The sequence below is a fragment of the Haloprofundus halophilus genome, from assembly GCF_003439925.1.
Classification (GTDB): Archaea; Halobacteriota; Halobacteria; order Halobacteriales; family Haloferacaceae; genus Haloprofundus; species Haloprofundus halophilus.
Map to the genome: position 1 here is coordinate 1,784,993 of NZ_QQRR01000001.1, position 24,470 is coordinate 1,809,462.

The window sequence follows — 24,470 nt, forward strand, 5'->3', positions numbered from 1 at the left end:
TATGTAACATCGGCTCTCGATCGAACTGCCGTTCGTGAGATGCACGTAGGTCACCACGAATCGGGAAACGCCGCTGTCGACGTCTGCTCGTGGACTAATCGAAAGAAGGCCAGCGAGAGACGCGCATTTGTCTCAGACGGCACATAAGCAACGTTTGAGATACCTCCTATCCGTCTCTGTTCTACCATTTTTGTCAGATACGGGTTACCGACTCTCCCAACGCCGAGAGCACCCCTACGTCCGTGAGCACGCTCCATCCGATGTTCATAATCGGCTCGAATCCCCGAAAGAGCGGTTAGCAGCAGCGCTGACGGGTCGATACTGAAGAGCGAAACACCGCACAGAAATTTCGCGCTTTCGTGGCGATTGTGGACGACAGTCGACAAGAACCGCGAGAATAGCACGTAGAGAGATGATAGTCGACCCTAACCGATACTGGCGAGTCGAACCGGTGAACGCCAGCGCGACGTTAACACTGCCAGAATCCAAAGTCAAATCTTCATAATCGGTTCTCGTCGTGCGGTTTCACTCTGACGCTCTCAGCGCGAAGGAGGTGGAGACCGACGAAACGATAGCGATTCGTGCTCAAAAGCCAGCAGACGGGTGTTTCAGCGCGTTTCGTGAAATCGACCGTGGCCGTCGCAGGCCGTTCATACTCGGTTCGATTTGGCCTAGAGACGTCTTCTTGCGGAGGTTTGAGCCGATTATGACTCGAAACGAACCAACGACAGGCGTCGAAACCCACTCACGCGCTCGTTGGACCGACAGCTACGAGTATGGAGTCGCAGACGACAGCCGACGGGGAGTCGCATGTCTCTGACCTCTTCGCGTCGAAAACGTCGGTGGTCACGGTGTCGTCAACAGACTCCGTCGGAACTCTTTCAGGGCGGAGTTTTTCAACACTCTACGGACGGTCTACTCTCTGACCGCTACCTCCGATGACTGCAAGACACCATCTACAAAGATTCGTTCGTCGTAGGTCACAGTAATCTGGTGATCAGAATATTGGAACGTAAAGCGCCACTCGCCTCTCCCTTGCGCATATAATTTGTTCAGTATTTCCGGGTCAATGTACTCGTAAAGCGAATCGAGTTCCGCCGGGTCCACCCTATCCACGGCGGCCACCGCTTTGACAACGCTGGTGACGATTTCAGGCCGGGTCATTGTCCACCATCTCTTGGATAACCTTACAGTTGGTGACCAAGGACTCGGGAATCTCGTCCGTCGACTCTAACACGTTCTCGATGATGAATGCCGGTTCCGCGAAGTTGGGGCCACGCTGGACACAGAACGTCTCGCGTTCCCAGCGAACGTACCCCCCTTCAGCCAGCTTGGGGAGGTGGTGATGGCGCAATTCAATTACGAACGTCTCGGAGTCTATCGATTGGTTGGGGGACTCTGCAGCCTCTGGCAACCTGAGCCGTCGCTCTTGTGGCACATCCAGTAGCGACTTAATAATCTCTCGCCGCGGCTCGGCGGAGATCGCGTCAAACAACTGATCCCACCGCTCGGCCCATTCCAAGTCCTCAGACGGGCTGGTAGACACACTCTCGATGAATTGCCCATCTTACTTTACCATTGTCAAACTGTGTGATATACTACATCTATTCAAACAGTCATTTTCGGTAGTATACTATCGATTCCAGCCAATCCAGTGTGAGGATGCAACGAACTGTACTGTGATCCTCCTACGACGTCGGCCTTCACGCGCATGGACCATCATATCGAGCTTCCTCGTCCGGACAGATATCTTTAGAACACCGCCGTCTCCCTCCCTCGACCCTCCTATCGACCGACGTCCATTTTATCGGCCCCCACAGGGTGCGGGGCACCCACCCACTGACGGCCGTCCCGCGTGAGTGAATGAACGAACACCGAAACTCGAATCTACCCACTGAGACGACCGTATCGACCACTTCCGTAGACACTGACTTACCCACCGACAGTAGGCAGACGAACGAAGTCAGTACGACGGACGAAACAAACACGACCACAGACGCCTGTCTCTCCGCGCTCCGTACTGCCGCACGCCAACTCGGTCACTCCCCCTCCAAAGCCGATTACGAAGCCCTCGGCCTCACTCCCGCATCTGCGACGATTATCCGTACGCTCGGCGGCTGGAACGCCGCTAAAGAAGAAGCGGGATTAAAGACGCATTCTTCGACTGGCTCACGCGTCACTCCCCCACCCGACGACATCGATATCGACGACTCCATTCGCGCTGAGTGGGCGACTCTCTCCGTCGACCAACGCTGGCACTACCGCAACCGTGAGCAGAACGCCACCCGCACACTACGTCGTCGCGACTACATCCGTGCGTGGGTCTTCGAGTACAAAGCAGCCTCTGACGGCTGTTCGAACTGCTCTGAACACCATCCTGCCTGTCTCGACTTCCACCATCTCAATCCCGAAACGAAGGAGAAATCGATTAGCAAAATGATCACCTACGGCTACGGAAAGGCCCGTCTTCGCGAAGAGATCGAAAAATGCGAACTTCTCTGTGCGAACTGCCACCGGAAACTCCACCACCGGAACCGAACTGGTAGCTGGAAACGAGGTCGAAATGAGAACGAACTAACGGGTGACTATGAGAACGAATCGCTCGACAAGTGTGAGCCCGAAAACACCACTGGGTACGTAAGCCAACCTAGAACACGAAGTCTGACTCCCACCCACGCTCCCGCTGACGACGATTAAGTCACACAGATTCGAGGCGGAAGCCCACAACTTCAGTCGTCGGTAACTAACGACCTTTCTTCTGAGCTGACTTTCCAGGCTCCATTGGCCCGTGTGTGTCTGTCTCTATGCCCATTACGTGACTTCGCAACACTCATATGCGTCAGCGCGCAACGAAGGAATGCTGACTGAGTCACCGACGAACGTGTCGAGTTGACGAATGTCCAAAAGTCCCATGGGGTAGTGGCCAATCCTGTTGCCTTCTGGGGGCAACGACCGCGGTTCGAATCCGTGTGGGACTATTTTCCTCACTTTTGCAAATTCGAGTCGAGACTGTCTCGACTCTCTCAACGATACGATTTCTCAGGCGTAGACGCGTGTATGTGTCGACGCTCTGCTCACGGATTCACCCGGGGTGTATGTCAAGACGACTGGTTCCCGTCGAGTCGCCAAGTAAAAATCGCCCGTAGGACGACGACGAGACTGTTTCGATTGCCGGCCCCCCAAATAGCCGTCTCCTCGATATCTTCGGTTGTGGAGGCACCGTCCACGAGCGCGCTCACGAGCGCCGTCTCTTCATCCGTAATCAGCAGGCTCCCAGCGGGCGTCTCCCTCCATTCCCAGAGGGTCTCGAATAGCTCGGCCGCCGGCACCGTTTCCTGGATGCGTTTCTGGACCTCTTCGGAAATCCCTGCCAAGTAGATATCGACACCACGATCTGCGGCAGCCCGAAGCCTGTCGAGGTGTTCGTCAGTAAGCAGTTCGTCGATAGTCATGTAAACTATCTGCTCGTCAGCGTCGGCGATGAACTCACTAATGCGGGATGACACCGCCTCACGTCCGGTGACCGTCCAGACGCCGAACTGTTCGCGCTGTGGTTGAGCGGGGCCGATCTCTTCTAGACACTCCGCGAGTTCGGTAATCGTGTTCTCGCGTTTGACGTTGAGCATTCGGATGATCGTCTCCTCGGAGATTACGGTGAACTTTCGCGGCGTCGTGTGCTGGATGTCGATGAATCCCAATTCGTGGAGTCGCTCCGCGGATTCGTACACGCGAGTCCGCGGGACACCGTTGATTCGCGTGATATCTTGTGCGGTTCCCGTCCCGAGTCGGACGAGATTGATGAGAGTTTGAGATTCGTACTTGGACAGCCCAAGGTCTTGCAATCGGTCGAGCGCTTCGGCTACAGCCTGCTCCTCCTCGAAACTGACCATGGTAACAATTGACTTGGTAGGGGTAAAAAGGCCACACAGCGTCGAGAACACGGCCGCACCGGGTTGCCACTCACTCCGTCTGCGGATTCACGCTTCCCGTCTTCGCGTACACCCCGCCCAGAAGCACAAACCCGGCGAGGAGCGGAATCACCGCACAGGCCGCGTACACCGGCTCGAACCCGACCGTCTCGACCAGCGGCAGCGACACCATCGGCCCGATACCACCGCCCAGATCGCCCAACACGTTGTTCGTCCCCGTCGCTCGGCCCATCCGCTCGGTCGGCGTGAGGTCCGCCAGCAGCGCCATGAGCGGGCCGCTCGTCCCGCCCTGTCCCGCGCCGATGCAGACACAGGAGACGACGAGCGTCGGGAGCGAGGAGGCCCGCGAGAGGAGGAGAAAGCCGACGAAGGAGACGACGAGAAACACCATCAGCACGGGAACGCGAGCGCCGTAGTCGTCGCTGACTTTCCCCCCAGCGAGCATGAACACCGACGCGGAGACGACGGTCACCGCCATCAGCACCCCCGAGACACCTTGCGGCCCGTAACCGAGGAGGCTGATCTCGTTCGCTTCGATGAACAGTACGAGCGTCGCGAACAGCGCGCCGAGGTACGCGAAGAAGAGGCCGAAGTTGACGAAGCCGACGGTGAGTGCGGGGGTGCTCGTGTCGATCTCCCACGGCGCGCTCGCCGACGACCCGGTCGTGATGTGCGTCTCCGGAACCTGCCAGTAGGCGATGACGCCCGCGAACATGGCGAACGCGGCGGCGACGACGAACGCCGCGCCGACGCCGTACACATCGCTCACGATGCCGCCGAGGATGAGTCCGGCGGGGAACCCGAGCGTGATGCCGCCGCGGACGACACCCATGTTCGTCCCGCGAGAACTACCGTCGCTCACGTCGGCGGCGATAGTGTAGGCGGTGGCGAAGACGGCGGCGCTGCCGAGTCCCCAGAGGACTCGCGCGAGGAGGAACCAGAACTCCGGCAGCGACGACTCGACGGCGACGACGTAGCCGAGCGTGGCGAACCCCTCCACGAACAGGCCGGCGACGAAGGGTTTTCGGGTGCCGATACGGTCGACGAGCGCCCCTGCGGGGGCGTTGGCCACGATACGGGCGAAACGGTTGGCGCTCAGGATCAACCCGACCAGAAACGGCGAGATGCCGAGAACCGCCCCGAGATTCGGGAGGATGGGGAAGATGACGCCGCCGCCGAACCCGACGAAGAACGTGCTGGCGATGACCGCGAGAACGACTGTCTGCGGGCGCTTCACCGCGGACGCTGACCTCCGGGCGAAGACGGGTTCGTCGGATACATAACTGACTGTCCGGTCAGTACATCGGCGACGGAAATACGACTGTCGCTTCTCGCGTCGGTCCCCGGTAGTTCACCGACGGTGCGCTTGGAGACGAGTTTCCGTGCAGCCAGCACTCGTCTACCCGTCCGGATTTCGCGAGATTACCACGACGCAGTCTCTCGGTTTCCAGTCGAAACGAAGGGGTTGTTCGAAATCGAAATCCTTTACAATCACTTCTCGACATCGAGCAACGCGACCCGCTCACGGACGGCTTCCGAGACCGTTCCGTCGGTCGCTTCCAACTCCCGTTCCGTAATCTCGAAGAACTCGAAGAGGCGGTTTCTGTCGTACTCGCCGAGCGTCGTCGTCCCGTCGAGACGTAGTTCGTCGACGACCGAATCGACGGCCGTCGACTCCGCCCCGCCGTCGACCACGACCACGAGCGGCAGTCGGCCTTCTCGGAGCCCCATCTCGAACGCCCGGTCTATCTGGCGTCGTCCAGCCGCGTAGAGCAGAATCTCGACAGCGCGGTCGTGCGCGACGTTCTCGCCGCGTTCGATTGCGCGGTCGGCGAGTTCGACCGCTCGTTCGAGGTGCGCGCGGTCGGCGACGTAGCGAGCGTCGAACGCCTGAACGGTCGTCCCGTACTCCTCGGCGATGTCGCCGAGTGCGGCGACGACGGCGTCGACGTCTCCGACGTCGGCGACGCCCTCGACGAGTCTCACCCGAAATCACCCAGACTCGACTGGTCGTCGTTACCGTCGCCGCCACTCGCACCACTCGACGCGGAGGCAGTTCCGCCCGTGGACGTGAACTCGACGGGCGTTGCCGACTCGTCGGCTTCCACGCCGTCCATCGACGGGTCGCGTCGACCGACGTTCTCCAGTACTGTTTCGGCCGTCTTTCGACGCCCACGAAGTGCCGCGAGGACGACGGACTTGTCGGCCTCGCGGAGGTCGGCGCGACTCTCGACGCCCGCCTCGAACAGTCGACGGGCGCGTTTCCGACCGATACCGCGGACGCCCGCCAGGTCGAGTAGTTCCTCTCGAACGCCGTACTCGATGCGCTTTTTCGCCTCGCGGACGGCGACGTTCGAGCCCAAGTCCAGTTCGCCCGCGAGCTGTTCGGCCGCGCCCAGCAGCCACTCGGCGGTGTCGACCTTCCCTCTGATGTCGCCGGGACCGACGCCGTAACGCTCGGTGATGCGGTCCTCGTCGACTTCTTTGGACCAGTCTTCGAGCAGCTTCGCCGTCTTCAGCGCCGACAGCCAGTCCTCGAAGGCGACGTCGTCGTACTCCGAGGGGACGTTCCCGAGGAACTCGCTCTCGCGCTCGTAGCAGAGTTCGGTGTACGTCGACCGGTCGCCGGATTTGAGGTACAACTGGTACATATCCGGCGTTCGGGAGACGAGGTGGTAGAGACCGAGCGCGGTCGGGTGGGGAGCGTCGCCCGTCGACTCGGACGCCGCTTCGTCGTCCCGCAGGTCGCTCGCGGAGACGAATCCGGCGTCGGCCGCGTCGCCCGCCTCGGCCGCGTCGCCTGCCTCGCTCGCTTTCTTCCCGCCCTTGCGCTCCCACTCCCGCAGGCCGTCGATGATCTCGGCGGCGCTCATCGGGTCGAGGTAGAGCCGCGAGACGGTGTGGCCGACGCCGGTCGCCCGCAGCGTGTCGCCGTCGCGCTCGACGAACTCGTTGACCTCCAGATACCGGAGCACCGAATCGGTCACCGCTTCGAGTCGGCTCTCGTCGTCGGTCTGCGTCGCGTACAGCGTCCGGTCGAGGAATTCGAGCAGTCCCTCTCTGCTGTTGGCGAATCCGGAGGCGACGGTGGCGAGTACGTGGGTCCGCAGGGCGGGCTCGGCCGCGAGTTTCGAGCGCACCGGTTCGGGGTCGGCCCACAGGTAGCGCTCGAACAGTTCGTCCATCTCGTCGGCGTTCTTCGCCAAGAGGACGGCCTCGCCGTAGGGGTCGCGGCCGGGTCGGCCCGCGCGGCCCATCATCTGGTGGACTTCGAGGACGTTCAGCGGCTTCATGCCGCCGAACTCGCCGTCGTAGCGCCGCCAGTCGCGGACGACGACGCGGCGACTCGGCGTGTTGACGCCGGCGGCGAGCGTCGGCGTCGCGCTCACGACTTTGATGAGTCGGTCGCGGAACGCCGACTCGACGATGCTGCGGTGGTCGGGCGCGAGTCCGGCGTGGTGAAACGCCGCGCCCTTGGCGACGGTTCGGGCCAGATCCGCGCTCGTCTCGGCGTCGGAGACGTCCCGAATCTCGGCGGCCAGTTCGGAGAGCTCGTCGCGTTCCTCGGGGGTGAGCGCGGCGTCCGAGACGTCGGCGAGGCGTTTCGCGGCGGCTTCGGCGTTGCGCCGCGAGTTGACGAACACGAGCGACGAACCGCCCTCCTCCAGGGTGTCTGCGACGAGCGCGGCCTCCTGCTTCTCGCTGCCCTCGACGCTCACCTCCCGTTGGCTGCCGTCGTCGAAGTTGATGGCGCTGCCGTAGTGGACGCCCGTCTTCAGGTCGATCGGCCGCCAGTCCGAGCGGACGAGCGTCGCGTCGAGCCAGTCGGCGACTTCTCCGGCGTTGCCGACGGTCGCCGAGAGCGCGACGACCTGCAGGCCGGGATTTATCTTCTGGAGTTTCGCCAAGGTGACTTCGAGCGTCGGTCCGCGGTGGCGGTCGTCGACGAGGTGAACTTCGTCGGAGACCACGCAGGTCAGGTCCGAAATCCACGACGCGTTGTTGCGGACGAGCGAGTCGACTTTCTCGCTGGTCGCGACGATAATGTCCCGAGTCGCGAGCCACTCGCTCGTCGAGTCGTAGTTACCCGTGGAGACGCCGACGTCGACGCCGAACTGCTCGAATCGTTCGAACTCGGCCTTCTTCTCGGAGGCGAGCGCCCGAAGCGGGACGATGTAGAGGGCTTTCCCGCCGCGCTGGACGCTCGACAACATCGCGAGCTCGGCGATGAACGTCTTCCCCGAGGCGGTGGGGATGGAGGCGACGAGGCTCTCGCCGTCGGTGACGCCCGCCTCGACGGCTTCGGCCTGCGGCGGATAGAGCTCCTCGATTCCTCCGTCGTGGAAGAACTCCGGAACGCCCGCCGGCAGACCCGTGAGGTCCGCGGTCTTCATTGGACGGAGTTGGCGCGTCCTCCGTTTAACTGTTTTCAGACACTTACTCACTCACCTCAAGTGGCGACGCAGCACGAAGGCCAATATAGCGTAGTTAGGGGAGGAGACAGCGTCATTTTGCCTCACAAGAGCTCTGTGACACTTGATTTACAACCGCTACACTCATCATAAACTACTTCTATGCAAATTACGCAAGTTATGACGTGGCAACGCGTAAGACCATATCTATCCGCGACGACCAAGAGGAGTGGATTCAGGAAAACCACCTGAGCCTCTCGTCGTTTGTCCAAGCAAAGTTGGACGAACTAATCGAGGAACGAGAAGCATAGATGCACTACAATTACAAGTATCGACTCGACCCCCCAGGAGCCCTCACCGAGACGCTTCTGCACCACGTCGATACTTGTAGACAACTGTACAACCACGTTCTCTCCAAACTCAACGAGTCGGAGGATATTCCAGCACGCTACAAGGTGCAGGGGACTCTCCCCAAGCTCAAAACGTGGTGGGACGACCTGAACGACGTTCACTCAAAAGTATTACAGATGGTCGTCAAGCGCGTCTACGATAATCTCTCCAGGCTGAAACGACAGAAGGAGAGTGGGCGTACTGTTGGAAGGCTCAAGTGGAAGTGTCCCCGGGAGTATCGGTCGCTCACCTACAACCAATCCGGCTTCAAGCTCAAGAATACGAGTGGTCGGCCTGTCTTATGGTTGAGCAAAATCGGTGAGATACCAATCATTCTCCACCGAGACATTCCCGAGAACTCGACAATCAAACAGGTCACAGTCAAGCAAGAACCCACGGGTGAGTGGTTCGCCACGTTCGGCATTGACGTAGACGAAAATACCCCCCAGAAACCGGAGAATCTAGAGCGAGTTGTCGGTATTGACGTGGGAATCTTGAAGTACGTACACGATTCTGATGGAACCGCCGTCGAGTCACCGGACTTCTCCGACGAACGCGAGCGCTTAGAGCGCGCTCAACGCAACCTCTCGCGGAAAGAACACGGTTCGAACAATTGGGAGGAACAGCGCAAGACGGTCGCTCGACGTCACGCCGACCTGAAACGCAAGCGCAGGGACTTCCTCCACAAGTTGTCGAACTACTACGCGCGGGAGCACGACCTTGTAGCAGTCGAGAAGTTGGACGCGAAGGGGTTGGTCGAACTACCGGGCAACTCTCGGAACCGAACCGGTGCTTCGTGGGGAACGTTCCTTCGAATGCTCGAATACAAGTGCGAGCGTGAAGGTACGCACTTTGTTGCTGTGGACCCGCGAGGAACAACCAAAGAGTGCGCGTCGTGCGGAACAGAGACGGACAAACCGTTGTGGGTGCGTGAGCATTCGTGCCCGTCGTGTGGGTTCGAGGCGGATAGAGATGCAAATGCATCGTGGAACATCCTTTCTCGCGGTCTCGAAGATATAGGGGCGGAACGCTCCGAATCAACGCCTGTGGAGACCGCGCTCCCTACAGGAACCACTTCGGTTCCTGCAAAGCGTGTCATGGAAGCAGGAAGCCCCATCACCAGATCACAAGGGGATCTGGTTAGCAGTCAGAAAGCAGAGCTTTCTGATGACACACTCAAGTGCGAGCCGTCAGGCGAGCGGTAGGGTGGGGCAGTTCACACTGTCGGAGGCGCGGTGGAAGTGAAACCCGGAGTCGCCGCGCTCCGCCGTTGGGTCGTCACGGCTTTGTAACCGACTGTCGAACTCTCCCTATGCGAATCGAGTTCGACCGCGACACCTGCATCGGGATGTACCAGTGCGTCGACGAGTGGGAGGCGTTCCAGAAGAACATGGACGAGGGGAAAGCCGACCTCGAAGACAGCGAAGAGGTCGACGACCAGCTGTTCGTCCGAGAAGTGCCCGAAGACGCGGAGTTCGACGCGGAGTTCGCTGCCCGCGTCTGCCCCGTCGACGCCATCAGAGTGTACGACGACGACGGCGAGCAGCTCGTCCCGTAGACGCCGCAGACGGGGTCAGGTGGCGTCGCCACCCGCTCGCTCTACTTTCACCGCGGTTCACGAACGCTTATCCGAGAGAACGACGAAGCGGGCCCCGATGGCCGCCTCCGACGAGGTCGCGTACGTCGACCACCCGCTTCTCGCCCCCAGTTTCATCGAGCGCCGGCTCTACCAGATACAACTCGCCGGCACTGCACGCGACGCTCACACGCTCGTCTGCCTCCCCACGGGGCTCGGGAAGACGACGGTCAGCCTCCTCGTCACGGCCGAACGCCTCGCCGAAGTCGGCGGCAAATCGCTCCTCCTCGCGCCGACGAAACCACTCGTCCAGCAGCACGCCGACTTCTACCGCGAAGCTCTGTCGATACCCGACGACGACATCGTCGTCTTCACCGGCGACGTTCGCCCCGACGACCGGGCGGCGCTGTGGGACGAGGCTCAAATCGTCATCGCCACTCCTCAGGTCGTCGAGAACGACCTCGTCGGCGGCAGAGTGAGCCTCGCCGACGTGACACACCTCACCTTCGACGAGTGCCACCGCGGCACTGGCGACTACGCGTACGTCTACATCGCCGAGCGCTACCACCAAGATGCGGAGAACGCTCTCGTCACCGGCATGAGCGCGTCACCTGGCGGCGACAAGGAGGATATCCTCACCGTCTGCGAGAACCTCGGGCTCGTCGACGTGACGGTGATGACCGAAGACGACGCCGACGTGGCCGAGTACACCTACGACACGGAGGTGGAGTGGGAGCGAATCAGCCTCCCCGAGGAGATTCTGACTATCCGCGACGCGCTCAACGAGGTCATCAAAGACCGGCTGAGCAAACTCAAGTCGCTCGGCGTGACGCGGGCGACGAGCCCCGACATCTCCCAGAAGCAGCTGAACGGCATCCGCGCCGAGTTGCAGAAGATGATCAACGCCGACGACGGCGACGGCTACAAAGGCATGTCCGTCCACGCGGAGGTGATGAAACTCCGGCGGGCGGTCGAACTCGTCGAGACGCAGAGCGTCGAATCCGTCCGGAGATACTTCGAGCGGCAGCGAAACGCCGCCCGCTCGTCGGGCGCGTCGAAGGCGAGCCAGCGCCTCGTCGCCGAACCCAAGGTCCGAGAGGCGATGCGACTGGCCGAGTCGTTCGACGAACTCCATCCGAAGTTCTCGAAGACGCGCATCCTCCTCGCCGAGACGCTGGGCCTCGGCGGCGGCGAGCGCGTCATCGTCTTCACCGAGTCCCGGGACACCGCCGAAGCTCTGACCGACTTCCTCTCGGGAAGCTTCGACACGCGGCGCTTCGTCGGCCAGGGCGACAAGGAGGGCTCCGACGGGATGACCCAGAAGGAACAGCAGGAGACGCTCGACGCGTTCCGAGCCGGCGAGTTCGAGGTGCTCGTCTCGACCTCAGTCGCCGAGGAGGGTCTCGACGTGCCCGAGGTCGACCTCGTACTGTTCTACGAACCCGTCCCGACGGCGATTCGCTCCATCCAGCGGAAGGGCCGAACCGGTCGCCAGACCGAAGGTCGAGTCGTCGTCCTCATGGCCGAAGACACCCGCGACGAGGCGTACTTCTGGATCTCCCGACGCAAAGAGAGCCAGATGGAAGACGAGTTGAAGAAACTGAAGGGCGTCGCCGACGAAGTCGAAGACGAACTCGACGACTCCCAGCAGAGTCTCGACGCTTTCGAGGGAAGTGCGGGCGGAGAGAGCGGCTCGGTCGCCCGCGAGAAACGGTTACAACCCGGCCTGACGGAGTTCTCCGCGTCCGACGGGGACGGCTCGACGGTCGACAGTGCGACGGTCGACGGCGCGGACGACGAGGGAGTGACCCCCGACGAGGACGACACCGACGACTCGGACGGCGTCGTCGCCACCGCCGACAGCGGCGACGACGAGGACGTCGTCGAGATCGTCGCCGACCAGCGCGAACTCGACTCGACCATCGCCCGCGACCTCTCGACGCGCGAGGGAGTCAGGACCCGACTGGAGACGCTCGCCGTCGGCGACTACGTGCTCTCGGACCGCGTCGCCGTCGAGCGCAAGTCGGTGTCGGACTTCCTCGACACGCTCACCGGCGGCGACCGCTCGCTGTTCGAGCAGGTCGCCGACATGTCGAGACACTACTCGCGGCCCATCGTCGTCATCGAGGGCGACCGCCTCTACGAGGAGCGAAACGTCCATCCGAACGCGATTCGCGGCGCGCTCTCCAGTCTCGCCGTCGACTTCGGGGTGAGCGTCCTCCGGACCGAGGACGAGAAGGACACCGCCGACCTGCTGGAGGTCGTCGCCACCCGCGAGCAGGTGAGCGCCGAGCGGTCGGTCAACGTCCACGGCGAGAAGAGCGCGAAGACGCTCGACGAACAGCAGGAGTACGTCGTCAGCTCCATCGCCGACATCGGTCCGGTGTCGGCGCGGGCGCTGTTGGAACACTTCGGCTCCGTCGAAGCCGTGATGATCGCCTCGAAAGACGAACTGCTGGAGGTCCACGGCGTCGGCGAGGTGACGGCCGACCGCATCCGCGAAGTCGTCGGAAGCGACTACTAGGCGTATTAGGTCCCCTAGGGGCCACACGGCGTTCCGGAGTAAGGCTCAAATAGCTCGGTCTGGGACTCAGTAGCATGGTGTGGTCGAACGACACTTCGCGGTACGGACCTCCGCAACACGAACACTACTGGTCGGAAGAGAGACTACTCTACGGCGGCAGCGAGCGGACGCGTCCGGCCGAACGGAGTCGATACACCGTCACGCCGCACTATCGAGACGCGGACTCACGTCCCACTTGAACGCACCGTTGTTCGAATACCAGAACTCGCAGCAGTTCACGGGCTACGACTCGCCCACGACTCAGGAAGATGGCATCTCACGACTCGTTCGATTCGAGCGAAGAGATGGCGCTGTACGGCACGGCACAGCACGAGACGGAGCCGAACACCCCGGAACCGTTGTACGGCCCACCGCAACACGAGGCGGCGACGGGTCCGTACCCCTGTTCCGGAAGCGAACTCGCGCGGCCGACCGTCGTCGCCGACTTCGACGGCGCCGACTTCGACGGAACCGACCCCGTCGACCGGCGGAATCGGTCGGCACGAAACGCGTCGACGACCGACTGAGGGCGTTTCGGCGCGATGTTCGCTCCGTGGTCCGTCGAGAGAGTAGGGTTTCGAAACCCGCCCTCGGCTCGGTTCGACCGTCGCGCTATCGGTTCAACGCCGAGAGCGTCTCCGCCGCCTCTCTGGCCGCCGACAACAGCTCTTTTGCCCGTCGTGGGTCCTCGGCGGACTCGGCGGCGGTGGCGTAGCGCGTCACCGTTCGGACCAGCGCGGCGCGTGCGTCGCTCAAGTCTTCTGACGTCGACTGCGACGCCGGCTCCGTCGTCGTGGTTCGAGCGTCCACCGACGCGGCGGACGGCGAGAGAGACTGTTGGGTGGGTGAAGCGGCCTCGCTCTCGTCGGCCGACGCGCGCCGAGTCGTCGACGGTTCTCCCGACTGCGGCGGTTCCGGTGTGACTTCGACTTCGTCGCTTTCGTCGGCGTCGTCTCCGGGTTCTCGCTCCGGCTGCGTTCCGTCGGCGGTCGCTTCGGACTGTGCCGATTCGGCTGAACCGGCCGCCCCGCCCGACTCCGCGACTCGAGCGTTCTGACACGTCGGACAGAACTCCTGACCCTGATAGCGGAAGATGGGGTCGCCGCAGGTGTCGCAGTGTCTGTTCGTCATCGTCGCGCCCTTGAGGAGGAGTTCGCTCATCCGCTGGGTGGATTTGCGCTTCTCCTCGTCGCGGGCGAACTTCTCTCGGAGTTTCTCTCGCTCCGCTTCCTTGTCGAACTCGCTCATATCGCGGCACAAGGTCTCCTGTGCCGAAAAAGTCACCGGGGAACAGTCCCGCGGCGACGACGGGACCAGCGTCCGTCCCCCGCCGGCGACCGTCGTCGAATTTCGACGATCGACGAACCACGAATTCGGGTCAGTCGGGTTTTGTGGGGGGTTCCGAAGCGTTTAATCGCGTTCCGCGGTCAGATTTACGTGGTATGACGAAAGTGAGCGTGGTCGGTGCCGCCGGGACGGTGGGCGCCGCCGCTGGATACAACATCGCGCTGCGGGACATCGCCGACGAACTCGTCTTCGTCGACATCCCGGACATGGAGGACAAGACGGTCGGCCAGGCCGCCGACACGAACCACGGCGTCGCCTACGACTCGAACACCGTCGTCCGACAGGGCGGCTACGAGGACACCGAGGGCTCCGACGTCGTCGTCATCACGGCGGGCATCCCGCGCAAGGAGGGCCAGACTCGCATCGACCTCGCGGGCGACAACGCGCCCATCATGGAGGATATCGGCTCCTCGCTCGCGGAGTACAACGACGACTTCGTCTCTATCACCACCTCGAACCCGGTCGACCTGCTGAACCGCCACCTCTACGAGGCCGGCGACCGCGACCGCCACAAGGTCATCGGCTTCGGCGGCCGCCTCGACTCGGCGCGCTTCCGCTACGTGCTCTCGGAGCGGTTCGGTGCCCCCGTGAAGAACGTCGAGGCGACGATTCTCGGCGAACACGGCGACGCGCAGGTGCCCGTCTTCTCGAAAGTCCGCGTCGACGGCCGCGACCCCGAGTTCACCGACGACGAGAAGGAGGAGATTCTCTCCGACCTCCAGGAGTCGGCGATGGACGTCATCAGCCGAAAGGGCGCGACCCAGTGGGGTCCGGCGACGGGCGTCGCTCACATGGTCGAAGCGGTCCTCCGCGACACCGGCGAGGTTCTGCCGGCCAGTCTCGTCCTCAACGGCGAGTACGGCTACGAGGACACCGCCTTCGGCGTCCCGGTCAAACTCGGCTCGGAGGGAGTCGTCGAAGTCGTCGACTGGGACCTCGACGAGTACGAGCGGGATCTCATGGACGACGCCGCCGAGAAACTCCGCGACCAGTACGACAAAATCGCGTAACTGCGACTCGACGGCGGTCGATTCTCCCGCGTTTTTTGCGCCTCGCCGCTACCGACGCCGAGTGTCGGTCGAGTGGGCCGCTGCTACCGTATCAGTTGTTCCAACAGACGCGCCTGTCGACGCCGGGCGCGGACGTAGCCGACGGCGGTGTGACCGCACATCAGCAGACAGAAGACGAGAACGCCCGTCCCGACGGCCAACTCGAACCCGGTCTGGTTCAACTGGTCGAGGCCCGCGACGACTCCGGAGAGCGGGACGGTCGCTGCGGCGTGGAGCATCGGAATCACACCCGTCGCTACGCCGACCGGGTATAACGACATACGCCGACTACTCGACGGTAAGCAGACCCGACTCGCCCGAAACCGATGCCTATTCTCGCTTTCTCGGCGGCTAAACGGCCGAAACGGCGGGAGAGTCACCGGCGGGGTGAGCGTCCGGAGCGAGTGGCGCCTCAGCGACGTCGGAACCGACCGACTGGAAAACCGGTCCGTTCGTCCACTATCGGTCCGTTCGTCCACTATCGGTCCGTTCGTCCACTATCGGTCCGTTCGTCCACTATCGGTCCGTTCGCTACTGCCCGCCCGAGAGCCGCCGTTTGAGCGCCGTCGCCGTCTTCTCGCCGACGCCCGGCACGTCGCGGAGGTCGCCCGCCGACGCCGTGCGGATGTTGTCGACGCTCCCGAAACGTCTGAGCAGATTCCGTCGCGTCGCCGGACCGACGCCGGGAACGTCGTCGAGGACGGTCTTCACGTCGTCGCGGAGCGTCTGGTGATAGGAGACGGCGAATCGGTGGGCTTCGTCGCGGACGCGCTGGAGCACGTGGAGGTGCGGGGCGTCGCTCGGCCAGTTGTACACCCCCGAGTCGGTGATGACCAACTCCTCGTCCTTCGCCAGCGCGATGGCGGGAACGTCCCAGCCGACCTCCCGAAGCGCGTCCCGCGCCGCGCCCAACTGGCCGTCGCCGCCGTCGACGAGCAGCAGGTCGGGGTCCGGTCTGTCGTCGCGGCCATCGACGGCGCGTTCGGCCCGCCAGCGAATCAACTCCCGCATGTTCGCGTAGTCGTCGTTTCTGTCGGGGAGCTTCTTCCGCCGGTAGTCGGACTTTTCGGCGCTTCCGTCGACGAAGCACACGTCGCTGCCGACGACGGCCTTCCCTTGCGCGTGGCTCACGTCGAATCCCTCGATTCGCGTCGGCCGCGGAATGCCGAGCGCGTCCGCCAGTGCGCCGAGTTCGTCGCCGCGGGCGGGGCCGCGTCGGGCGTTTTTCAGCGCGAGTTCGACGAGTTTCGCCTCCCGGCCCGCGCCCGGGACGCGGACGCCGACGCCCTCGGCTTCGAGCCACGCCAGCAGTTCGCCGTCTTCGGGTCGCTCCGAGAGCAACAGCGCGTCGGGAAGCCGGCGCTCGGCGTAGTACTGGGGGATAAACGCCGAGAGAACCTCGGCGACTCTGTCCTCGCCCTCGGGCGCTTGCAGACGGTGCCGAGACCGGTCGACCAACTGTCCGCGTTCGCTGTGCAGGCGGGCGACGGTCGCCGTGTCGCCCTCGATGGCCGCGCCGAGAACGTCGACTTCGCGCTCACGACTCCGCCCGGAGACGGCCTCGCCGCCGCCGCCGTGGAACGACTCGACGGCGTCGAGTTTGTCGCGGAGGTTCGCGGCGCGCTCGAACTCCCGATTCTGCGCGGCTTCCTCCATCGCCCGCCGGAGCGGGTCGGCGAGTACGCCCGTCTCGCCCTCGAAGAACCGTACGACCGAGTCCGCGTCCTCCCGATACGCCTCCTCCGATATCTCGCCGGTACAGGGGGCCGTACAGAGACCCATCTCGTAGTCGAGACAGGGTCGGTCGCGTCCGCTGTACTTGTGGTCCGAACAGCCGCGGACGCCGTAGGTCTCGCGGAGCGCCTTCACGACCACGTCCACCCTCCCCTTGTCGGTGTACGGTCCGAACACCGTCGCTCCCTCCTCCGGGTCGCGCGTCACGTCGATCCGCGGGACGGGGTGGTCGGTCAACTGGACCAGCGGGTAGGACTTGTCGTCCTTGAGGCGGACGTTGTACTTGGGCTGGTGGCGCTTGATGAGGTTCGCCTCCAGCAGCAGCGCCTGCGTCTCGGTGTCGGTGACGGCGAAGTCGACTCCGTCGGCCCGCCGGACCATCCGCCGGATGCGGTCGCTTCGGGGATCGGCGTACGACCGGACGCGGCTTCTCAGGTCGACGGCCTTCCCCACGTAGAGGACGGCGTCGTCGGCCAGAAACTGGTAGACGCCCGGCTCACTCGGTAACTCGGTTACGCGTTCGCGAACGCCGCTCGCGTCCATTCGTCTGCGGTTGGGCGCGAACGGGCTTGAGGGTGACGCGTTCGGTTCGACTCGACCGGGACCGCCGTCGCGGCGGGTCGGTTCGCGGCCCGGGGGCCGACTCGGTCCCTCCCGCCACCTACAAACCGTCGTCGCCCGAACGTGGCGTTATGGCCGACTCCGTCCGCTGCTGGTTCGTCGAGCGCGACTACACCGACCGCGACCTCATCGTCCTCACGTACGCGACGCTCGACGGCGAGCGAAGCTACCGAAAGGAGCTCGCGGTCACCGTCATCGACAAGTACGACGTGACCGCCGCCGTCGACGTCGACCCGGAGAATCTCGAACGAATAGACGACCCGGAACGTCGCGAACGCTACGCGACGGAGGCCGAGCGGATGGCGGAGTCGCACGCTCCCGACGACGAGGTGTGACTCCCTCATCGGGGTTCTGCGGCGGTCGTACGGCCGCTGTGCCGTGAAACGGCCCCGCGAAATCATCACGAACCACGGTAGCACGGAACCCAAAACACTTTATTTTGGACCGCGGCAAGCCCGCACCATGCCAGCTATCGAACTGTCGGACGTGACCAAGCGGTACGGCGACGTGACCGCCGTCCGCGACCTCGACCTCACGGTCTCGGAGGGCGAGGTGTTCGGCTTCCTCGGACCGAACGGCGCGGGGAAATCGACGACGATAAACATGTTGTTGGATTTCGTCCGCCCCACCTCGGGGACGGTCCGCGTGCTGGGCCACGACGCCCAGCGCGAGAGCGTCACCGTCCGGCAGCGAACCGGCGTGCTCCCGGAGGGATTCGACGTGTACGACCGCCTCACGGGGCGTAAACACATCGAGTTCGCGATCCGCTCGAAGGAAGTCGACGTCTCCCCCGACGAGATGCTCGCGCGCGTCGGTCTCTCCGACGCCGCCGACCGGAAGGCGGGCGGCTACTCGAAGGGGATGCGCCAGCGCCTCGCGCTCGGGATGGCGCTCGTCGGCGACCCGGACCTCCTGATTTTGGACGAACCCTCGTCGGGGCTGGACCCCGCCGGAGCCAAGGAGATGCGCGACATCGTGCGCAGCGAGGCCGACCGCGGCGCGACCGTGTTCTTCTCCAGTCACGTGTTGGGACAGGTCGAGTCCGTCTGCGACCGCGTCGGCATCATGCGCGAGGGCGAACTCATCGCCGAGGACAGCATCGAGAGCCTCCGCGAGGCGGCGGGCGGCGACGAGACGCTCGTACTCACCGTCGACAGCGCCAGTCAGGACGACCTCGACGCCGTCCGCGCGCTCGACGGCGTCTCGGGCGCGACGACCGACGGCGGCACCGTCACCGTCTCCTGTAACAGCGGCGCGAAGACGACAGTCATCGCCGCGCTCGAAGACCAGGGCGTGACGGTTCGAGACTTCGAGACGCAGTCGGCGTCGCTGGAGGACCTGTTCCTCGCGTACACCGAGAGCGAGGAGAAACGGGAGGTGTCGGCATGAGCTGGCAAGCGATCGCGCAGAAGGATTTCGAGGACGCCGTCCGCTCGCGGTGGGTGCTCGGTCTCACCGCGTTCTTCGTGCTGCTCATCGCGGCCGCGGCGTACTTCGTCCGCCCCGGTCCCGGTCAGACGTTCAGCTCCAACCAACTGCTCGGGATGGTCAGCGGGACGATCGTAACGACGCTCATCCCGCTCATCGCGCTCGTGATGGCCTACGGTGCCGTCGTCGGCGAACGCGATTCGGGCTCTCTGAAGCTCCTGCTCTCGCTGCCGCACTCCCGCGCCGACGTGGTGTTCGGCAAAGTCGCCGGCCGCTCGCTGGCGTTGGCGGTGCCCATCGTCGTCGGATTCATCGTCCCGGCGCTTCTGCTGGCGCTCGGCCCGCTGCAGTTCGACGCCGGTTCGTACGTCGGCTACACGCTCCTGACGGTGTTCCTCGGGGTGGTGTTCGTCGCCATCGCCGTCGGTTTCTCCGCGGCGATGTCCTCGCAGCGACTCGCCGTCGCCGGCGCTATCGCGCTGTACTTCCTGTTCGTCCCGCTGTGGGGGGCGGTTCGCTTCCCGCTGCAGCTGTACCTCGGGATGGGGGGTGGACCGTCGTGGCTCCCGGTCTCCGGTCAGGACCTGTTCACCGCGTTCCAACTGCTGAACCCGAACGCGGCGTTCAAAATCATCTCCGAGGCGTTCCTCGGCGGACAGCTGTTCGCCGGACAGAGCGCGCGGCTGCAACTCGCCGCCGCCGGGATGCTCCTGGTGTGGCTCGCGGTGCCGCCGCTTCTCGGTTTCCTGCGGTTCGACGCGGCCGACCTCTGAGGCGACGACGGTCGCGCGTCTCTACGTGCCGTTCACTCCCGACGGTCGTCCGAACCGAGACGCCGAAACAGGCGGAAACACGGCATCGAGACCACTACCCCGACGACCAGAAACAGCGGGACCGCCAGTGGCGGGGGTGCGAACGTCTGGAGCAGTACGGCGGCGACGAGCAACGCCGCGAAGTAGACGAACCCGACGGCTCGCAGCGTACTCGACTTCGCGGGTCTGGGATTCGTCACGTCGAGCATCGTCCGAGACACTGTTCAACATCACGATTAATATATCTATTTCTCGCTCTCGTCCGCGCTACGGCTCGTACTCGACGTCGTACTCCGCCAGCAACTCGGCGAACTCGTCCTCCTCTAGCACCGGCACGTCGTTCGCGTCGGCGTCGTCCAACTTCGACTGTCCGGGGCTGTCGCCGACGACGAGGTAGTCGGTGTTGCCCGAGACGCTTCCTGTTGCATTTGCGCCGTGCGCCTGCACGAGCGCCTCGGCATCGTCGCGCGTCACCGACATCGCGCCCGTGAACACGAACGTCAGTCCGCTGAGTTCGTCGCCGCCGTTCTCCGTTTCGTGCTCTTGGGGTTCGACACCACGCTCGCGCAGCGCCGCGATGGTCTCGCGGTTCTCCTCGCTCTCGAAGAACTCCCGAACTTTTCCGGCGACGGTCGACCCGATGCCGTCGACCGCCTCCAACCCCTCGGCGTCGGCGTCCATCACGGCGTCCAAGCTCCCGAACTCGTTGGCGAGGTCGCGCGCGGTCGCCAGTCCCACGTCGGGGATGCCGATGGCGGTCAGGAACTCCGGGAGAGCCGGCGCCTTCGCGGCTTCGAGTTCCGAGACGAGGTTGTCGGCGCTCGTCTCCCCCCAGCCGTCGAGTTCGGCGAGTTCCTCGCGCGTGAGGTCGTAGAGACCGGGGAGGCTCTCGACGAGGCCGGCGTCGAGCAACTGCTGGACCCGTTCGCCGCCGAGTCCCTCGATGTCGAGGGCGTCCCTGCTCGCGTAGTGTTCGATGGCGCGTTCGAGTTGGGCGTCGCACGCGAGTCCGCCGGTGCAGTAGGCGATGGGGCCGTCGCGCTCGACGGCGCTCCCGCAGACCGGACAGTGCTCGGGGAACTCGAAGTGACCCTCCTCGCCGTTTTCGACGACTTCCTCGACGTAGGGAATCACGTCGCCCGCCCGCTTGATACGGACTCTGTCGCCGACGCTGACGCCGAGTTCGGCTATCTCGTCGGCGTTGTGTAGCGTCGCCCGCGAGACGGTGACGCCGCCGACGTCGACTGGGTCGAGGAGGGCGACCGGCGTGAGCCGTCCCGTGCGTCCGACCTGCACGACGATGTTCTGGACCGTCGTCACCTCGGTCCGCGCGGGGAACTTGTAGGCGAACGCCCAGCGGATGGAGCGGGCCGTCGCGCCCAACTCCTCGCACTTCTCGCGGTCGTTCACCTTGATGACGACGCCGTCTATCTCGTAGTTCAACTCGTCGCGGGCGCCCATCGTCCGGTCGCGGTACGCTATCACGTCTTCGATGTCGTCGACGACCTCGATTCGGTCGTTCGTCTTCAACCCGTAGTCGTCGAACGCCTCGTACTCGTCGGCGTTCGTCTCGAAGTCGATAGAGGCGCGCAGAACGTCGTAGAAGAAGCAGTCGAGCGGTCGCTCGGCGACGACGTTCGGGTCGAGCTGGCGGAGCGTCCCGGCGGCGGCGTTGCGCGGGTTGGCGAAGGGGTCCTTGCCGCGCTCGACGCGCGCTCTGTTGTGCTCCTGGAACGCGTCGCGGGGCATGAACACCTCGCCGCGGACGGCGAGGTCGTCGGGGTAGTCGCCGCGGAGACGCGACGGAATCGAGCGGATTCTGCGGACTTGCTCGGTCACGTCGTCGCCCTCGCGGCCGTTGCCGCGGGTCGCTGCCCGCCGGTACGCCCCGTCCTCGTAGATCACTTCCAGCGAGAGGCCGTCGAACTTCGGTTCGCAGACGAACTCGGTCTCACCGACCTCCGAGCGGACGCGGTCGGCCCACGCTCGAACGTCGTCGGCCTCGACGCTCTGGTCGATGGAGAGCATGGGGGCGACGTGTTCGACCGTCTCCAACCCGTCCATCGGTTCGCCGCCGACGCGACGCGTCGGGCTGTCGTCGGTCTGCAGACTGAACTCGTCCTCCAGTTCCCGCAATCGCGCGAACAGCGCGTCGTACGTCCGGTCGGCGACGATCGGGTCGTTCTCGACGTAGTAGCGGTGGTCGTGCTCGCGGACGGCCTCGCGTAGCTGTTCGGCCTGTGTTTCGGCTTCGTCCTCCGAGAGGTCCTCGACGGGCTCGAACTCGGTCGATGGGTCGCGGAGGTACGGATTCGACGACTCGTCGCTCATTACCTCTCCCTTGGTCGGCGTTCCGATAAAAAGCGTCAGACTTCGCTCGTTCGTCATCCCACTAGTTTTAGCCGCGCCTCATCTCACAGCAATCATGAATAAACGCGCGCTCGCCCTCTCGACCATCGTCCTCCTGGTGGTGGTCAACGCGACGATGGGCTCACTCGCCCTCTATCCGTTTTCGGAGAGAGACCACCGTCCGGTCGAGGACGCGTTCGTCGTCGACGAACCCGACGAGTACGCGGTCGATGCGCGTCTCGCCGTCGACGGTGAGACGGTCGTTTCGGTCGAGGCGACCATCTCGGACGCCGAGGGACGGTACACGCGGCACGTGTCCGAGGAGGCGGTCACCGAGTCCTATCAGAACGCGACTTCCGACACGATACACACCCGTAGCGTATTCACCGGGGAGAGCGCCGAGAGACGAGTACGGCATCTCAGAGACAACTCCGACCGCACGGTCGTCAGCGAGGAGTGGGAGGGTGAGACAGTCACCGTCGTCTCGGTCGCGAGAGAACCGGGGGACGAACTGGACCCATCGGGAGCGGCGTCGGTGGTCACTCGAACCTTACTGCTGTCGACGTACGATCGCGTCTCGTCCGCCGACGAGCAGGGACTGCGGGTGCTCCGTCCACAGAACGGCTGGTACAACGGTAGTCGGTCGTACCGCCTCACGGACGTCTCCGGCGAAGTACGGTTCGACCCGACGACGGACGTGATACACTCCGCGGACGTGGAGTGGACGCTCGCGGACGGGACACCGACGTACGCCCACTACCTGCTCGTGCGGGACGACGCTGTCACACAGGAGATCTCGTACGAGTACAGAGACCACGGGATTCGCGTCGACACCCCCGACTGGGTTGACGACGCCGCGACAGCGACGCGTGGCGGTTCGTAACGAGTCGAATCGTCTACTGGCGACGTTTGCGAATCCCGCGAGGCTTATCCCGACGGACAGTCAACGCCGCCGTATGGACGAGGAGTTCCTCCTTTTGAACCCCGGCCCGGTCCCGGTCACCGACGAGGTGCTGGAGTCGATGGCCGAACCGATGGTCTCGCACCGATCCGCCGAGTTCGAAGCAGTGTACGAGCGCGCGCAGGACGGACTCGACTACGTTTTCACGCAGTCGACGCTCTCCGGCGAGTCGACCGCAGACGACGGAACGTCGCTGATTCTCAACGGCACCGCGACGATGGGGATGGAGGCTGCGGTCGCCAACCTCGTCGGTGATGGGGGAGAGGTCGTCTCGCTCGTCAACGGGAAGTTCGGCCGCCGCTTCGCCCGCATCGCCGACCGCTACGCGTCGGTGACGCGCGTCGAAGCCGACTGGGGCGACTCCATCCCGGTTGACGAAGTGGAGGAGGCCGTCACCGACGACACCGACGTGGTGACGATGGTCCACAACGAGACCAGTACTGGCCTCTTGAACCCCGCCGAAGCGGTCGGCGAAATCGCCGCCGACCACGACGCCATCTTCGTGATGGACGGCGTGACGAGCATCGGCGGCGACGAGATCCGACTCGACGACTGGAACGTCGATATCGCCATCACAGATGCACAGAAGGCGCTGGCCGCGCCGCCGGGCGTCAGCGCGATGTACGTCCGCGAGCGAGCGGTCGAGGCGTTCGACGGCGAGTCCGCGCCCTTCTACGAGGACCTCGACTGGCACCTCCGCAAAGCCGAGAGCCACCAGACGCCCTTCACGAGCGCCGTCCCGCTGTTCCGCGCGCTCGCGGTCGCCGTCGAGGAGATCGAAGCGGAGGGAATGGCCGAGCGCATCGCGCGACACCGCCGTCAGTCCGCGGCGTTCCGCGAGGGGTTCCGCGCGATGGGGCTGGAGTCGTTCCCCGACGCCGACGGCCCGACCGAGTTCTCGAACACGCTCACCGCCATCTCGCTGCCCGAGGAGATTCGCGGCGACGCGTCGAGTGAATTCTTCGACGCGGTCAAGGACCGCAACGTCAGCATCTCCGGCGGGCAGGCGCACCTCGGCGGCGAAATCTTCCGCGTGAGCAACATGGGTCACCTGACGAGCGAGCAGATTCTCCGCGGGATTCGCACGGTGGGCGAGGCGATGGACGAGGTCGGCGTCGACGTGGATGTCGAGGCGGGACTGGAGACGGCCGAGGAACAGTTGGAGACCGCGACCGCGACGACCTCTGACGACTGAACGACGCCCTGTTTTCTCTCCGACCGTCGTCGAGCGAGCGGCAGCGACGAGCCTGCAGCATTTGCCGTAACTGACGGTTATATCCTTCTCAGAGAATATGCTTC

General features: G+C 64.0%; 22 protein-coding genes and 1 tRNA gene. 12 read left to right on the forward strand and 11 right to left on the reverse strand.

Features of this window, described 5'->3' with window-relative positions; translation table 11 throughout:
• Positions 1–915: 915 nt before the first annotated feature.
• Positions 916–1,164 (reverse strand): HalOD1 output domain-containing protein, encoded by a 249-nt coding sequence (locus tag DV709_RS08995; RefSeq protein WP_117593800.1) that lies wholly within the window; start codon positions 1,162–1,164, stop codon positions 916–918.
• On the reverse strand, positions 1,151–1,546 hold the full coding sequence (locus DV709_RS09000) for a hypothetical protein (protein WP_198665671.1): 396 nt from the start codon (positions 1,544–1,546) through the stop codon (positions 1,151–1,153). Before DV709_RS09000 ends, DV709_RS08995 begins: the two co-directional genes overlap by 14 nt.
• A 317-nt stretch (positions 1,547–1,863) precedes the next feature.
• Here DV709_RS09000 and DV709_RS18040 point away from each other — a divergent pair, with 317 nt between their 5' ends.
• Positions 1,864–2,697 (forward strand): homing endonuclease associated repeat-containing protein, encoded by an 834-nt coding sequence (locus DV709_RS18040; protein WP_198665672.1) that lies wholly within the window; start codon positions 1,864–1,866, stop codon positions 2,695–2,697.
• A gap of 208 nt (positions 2,698–2,905) precedes the next feature.
• A tRNA-Gln gene (locus DV709_RS09010) sits at positions 2,906–2,978 on the forward strand.
• A gap of 120 nt (positions 2,979–3,098) precedes the next feature.
• Here DV709_RS09010 and DV709_RS09015 read toward each other — a convergent pair.
• From DV709_RS09015 to DV709_RS09030, 4 genes are all read right to left on the reverse strand, one after another.
• Entirely contained in the window at positions 3,099–3,890 is a 792-nt protein-coding gene (locus DV709_RS09015) for a TrmB family transcriptional regulator (RefSeq protein WP_117593804.1), read from the reverse strand.
• Positions 3,891–3,960: 70 nt separating this feature from the next.
• The gene (locus tag DV709_RS09020) at positions 3,961–5,166 is read right to left on the reverse strand and encodes an MFS transporter (protein ID WP_117593805.1); all 1,206 of its coding nucleotides are present in this window, start codon (positions 5,164–5,166) and stop codon (positions 3,961–3,963) included.
• 254 nt (positions 5,167–5,420) lie between these two features.
• The gene (gene cgi121, locus DV709_RS09025; RefSeq protein ID WP_117593807.1) at positions 5,421–5,915 is read right to left on the reverse strand and encodes a KEOPS complex subunit Cgi121; all 495 of its coding nucleotides are present in this window, start codon (positions 5,913–5,915) and stop codon (positions 5,421–5,423) included.
• Positions 5,912–8,323: an ATP-dependent DNA helicase gene (locus tag DV709_RS09030; RefSeq protein WP_117593809.1), complete on the reverse strand. Its 2,412-nt coding sequence runs from the start codon at positions 8,321–8,323 to the stop codon at positions 5,912–5,914. The genes cgi121 and DV709_RS09030 overlap by 4 nt, the downstream gene beginning before the upstream one ends.
• A 329-nt stretch (positions 8,324–8,652) precedes the next feature.
• On the opposite strand from DV709_RS09030, the gene DV709_RS09035 reads away from it, so the two are divergent.
• The 4 genes from DV709_RS09035 to DV709_RS09050 all read left to right on the forward strand — a co-directional run bounded on the left by DV709_RS09035 (position 8,653) and on the right by DV709_RS09050 (position 13,397).
• Complete coding sequence (locus DV709_RS09035; RefSeq protein ID WP_232819708.1) at positions 8,653–9,936, forward strand: RNA-guided endonuclease InsQ/TnpB family protein; 1,284 nt, start codon at positions 8,653–8,655, stop codon at positions 9,934–9,936.
• A gap of 107 nt (positions 9,937–10,043) precedes the next feature.
• Positions 10,044–10,289 (forward strand): ferredoxin, encoded by a 246-nt coding sequence (locus tag DV709_RS09040; RefSeq protein WP_117593811.1) that lies wholly within the window; start codon positions 10,044–10,046, stop codon positions 10,287–10,289.
• A gap of 97 nt (positions 10,290–10,386) precedes the next feature.
• Positions 10,387–12,831 carry a DEAD/DEAH box helicase gene (locus DV709_RS09045; protein ID WP_117593813.1) on the forward strand — a complete coding sequence of 815 codons (2,445 nt, stop codon included), beginning with the start codon at positions 10,387–10,389 and terminating at the stop codon, positions 12,829–12,831.
• 308 nt (positions 12,832–13,139) lie between these two features.
• Positions 13,140–13,397: a hypothetical protein gene (locus tag DV709_RS09050; RefSeq protein WP_117593815.1), complete on the forward strand. Its 258-nt coding sequence runs from the start codon at positions 13,140–13,142 to the stop codon at positions 13,395–13,397.
• An 85-nt stretch (positions 13,398–13,482) separates the two neighbouring features.
• Here the strand turns inward: DV709_RS09050 and DV709_RS09055 are convergent, their stop codons facing one another.
• Complete coding sequence (locus tag DV709_RS09055) at positions 13,483–14,118, reverse strand: Sjogren's syndrome/scleroderma autoantigen 1 family protein (protein WP_117593817.1); 636 nt, start codon at positions 14,116–14,118, stop codon at positions 13,483–13,485.
• Positions 14,119–14,312: 194 nt separating this feature from the next.
• Between DV709_RS09055 and mdh the strand changes: the two genes are divergently transcribed.
• Positions 14,313–15,227, forward strand: a complete 915-nt coding sequence (gene mdh / locus DV709_RS09060) for a malate dehydrogenase (RefSeq protein WP_117593818.1) — start codon at positions 14,313–14,315, stop codon at positions 15,225–15,227.
• An 83-nt stretch (positions 15,228–15,310) separates the two neighbouring features.
• Here the strand turns inward: mdh and DV709_RS09065 are convergent, their stop codons facing one another.
• On the reverse strand, positions 15,311–15,547 hold the full coding sequence (locus DV709_RS09065) for a hypothetical protein (RefSeq protein ID WP_137047812.1): 237 nt from the start codon (positions 15,545–15,547) through the stop codon (positions 15,311–15,313).
• A gap of 250 nt (positions 15,548–15,797) precedes the next feature.
• Positions 15,798–17,543 (reverse strand): excinuclease ABC subunit C, encoded by a 1,746-nt coding sequence (locus DV709_RS09070; RefSeq protein WP_117593822.1) that lies wholly within the window; start codon positions 17,541–17,543, stop codon positions 15,798–15,800.
• Positions 17,544–17,692: 149 nt separating this feature from the next.
• Here DV709_RS09070 and DV709_RS09075 point away from each other — a divergent pair, with 149 nt between their 5' ends.
• From DV709_RS09075 to DV709_RS09085, 3 genes are all read left to right on the forward strand, one after another.
• Entirely contained in the window at positions 17,693–17,956 is a 264-nt protein-coding gene (locus DV709_RS09075) for a hypothetical protein (RefSeq protein WP_117594211.1), read from the forward strand.
• Between the two features lie 127 nt (positions 17,957–18,083).
• Entirely contained in the window at positions 18,084–19,010 is a 927-nt protein-coding gene (locus DV709_RS09080) for an ABC transporter ATP-binding protein (RefSeq protein WP_117593824.1), read from the forward strand.
• The gene (locus DV709_RS09085) at positions 19,007–19,822 is read left to right on the forward strand and encodes an ABC transporter permease subunit (protein WP_117593826.1); all 816 of its coding nucleotides are present in this window, start codon (positions 19,007–19,009) and stop codon (positions 19,820–19,822) included. Before DV709_RS09080 ends, DV709_RS09085 begins: the two co-directional genes overlap by 4 nt.
• A 32-nt stretch (positions 19,823–19,854) precedes the next feature.
• Here DV709_RS09085 and DV709_RS09090 read toward each other — a convergent pair whose 3' ends face one another.
• Together DV709_RS09090 and ligA are read right to left on the reverse strand one after the other, a co-directional pair.
• The gene (locus tag DV709_RS09090; protein ID WP_117593828.1) at positions 19,855–20,070 is read right to left on the reverse strand and encodes a hypothetical protein; all 216 of its coding nucleotides are present in this window, start codon (positions 20,068–20,070) and stop codon (positions 19,855–19,857) included.
• A gap of 58 nt (positions 20,071–20,128) precedes the next feature.
• Positions 20,129–22,192, reverse strand: a complete 2,064-nt coding sequence (gene ligA / locus DV709_RS09095) for an NAD-dependent DNA ligase LigA (protein WP_117593830.1) — start codon at positions 22,190–22,192, stop codon at positions 20,129–20,131.
• A gap of 94 nt (positions 22,193–22,286) precedes the next feature.
• Here ligA and DV709_RS09100 point away from each other — a divergent pair, with 94 nt between their 5' ends.
• Entirely contained in the window at positions 22,287–23,093 is an 807-nt protein-coding gene (locus DV709_RS09100) for a hypothetical protein (RefSeq protein WP_117593832.1), read from the forward strand.
• Between the two features lie 73 nt (positions 23,094–23,166).
• On the forward strand, positions 23,167–24,366 hold the full coding sequence (locus tag DV709_RS09105; protein WP_117593834.1) for a pyridoxal-phosphate-dependent aminotransferase family protein: 1,200 nt from the start codon (positions 23,167–23,169) through the stop codon (positions 24,364–24,366).
• Positions 24,367–24,470: the final 104 nt, after the last annotated feature.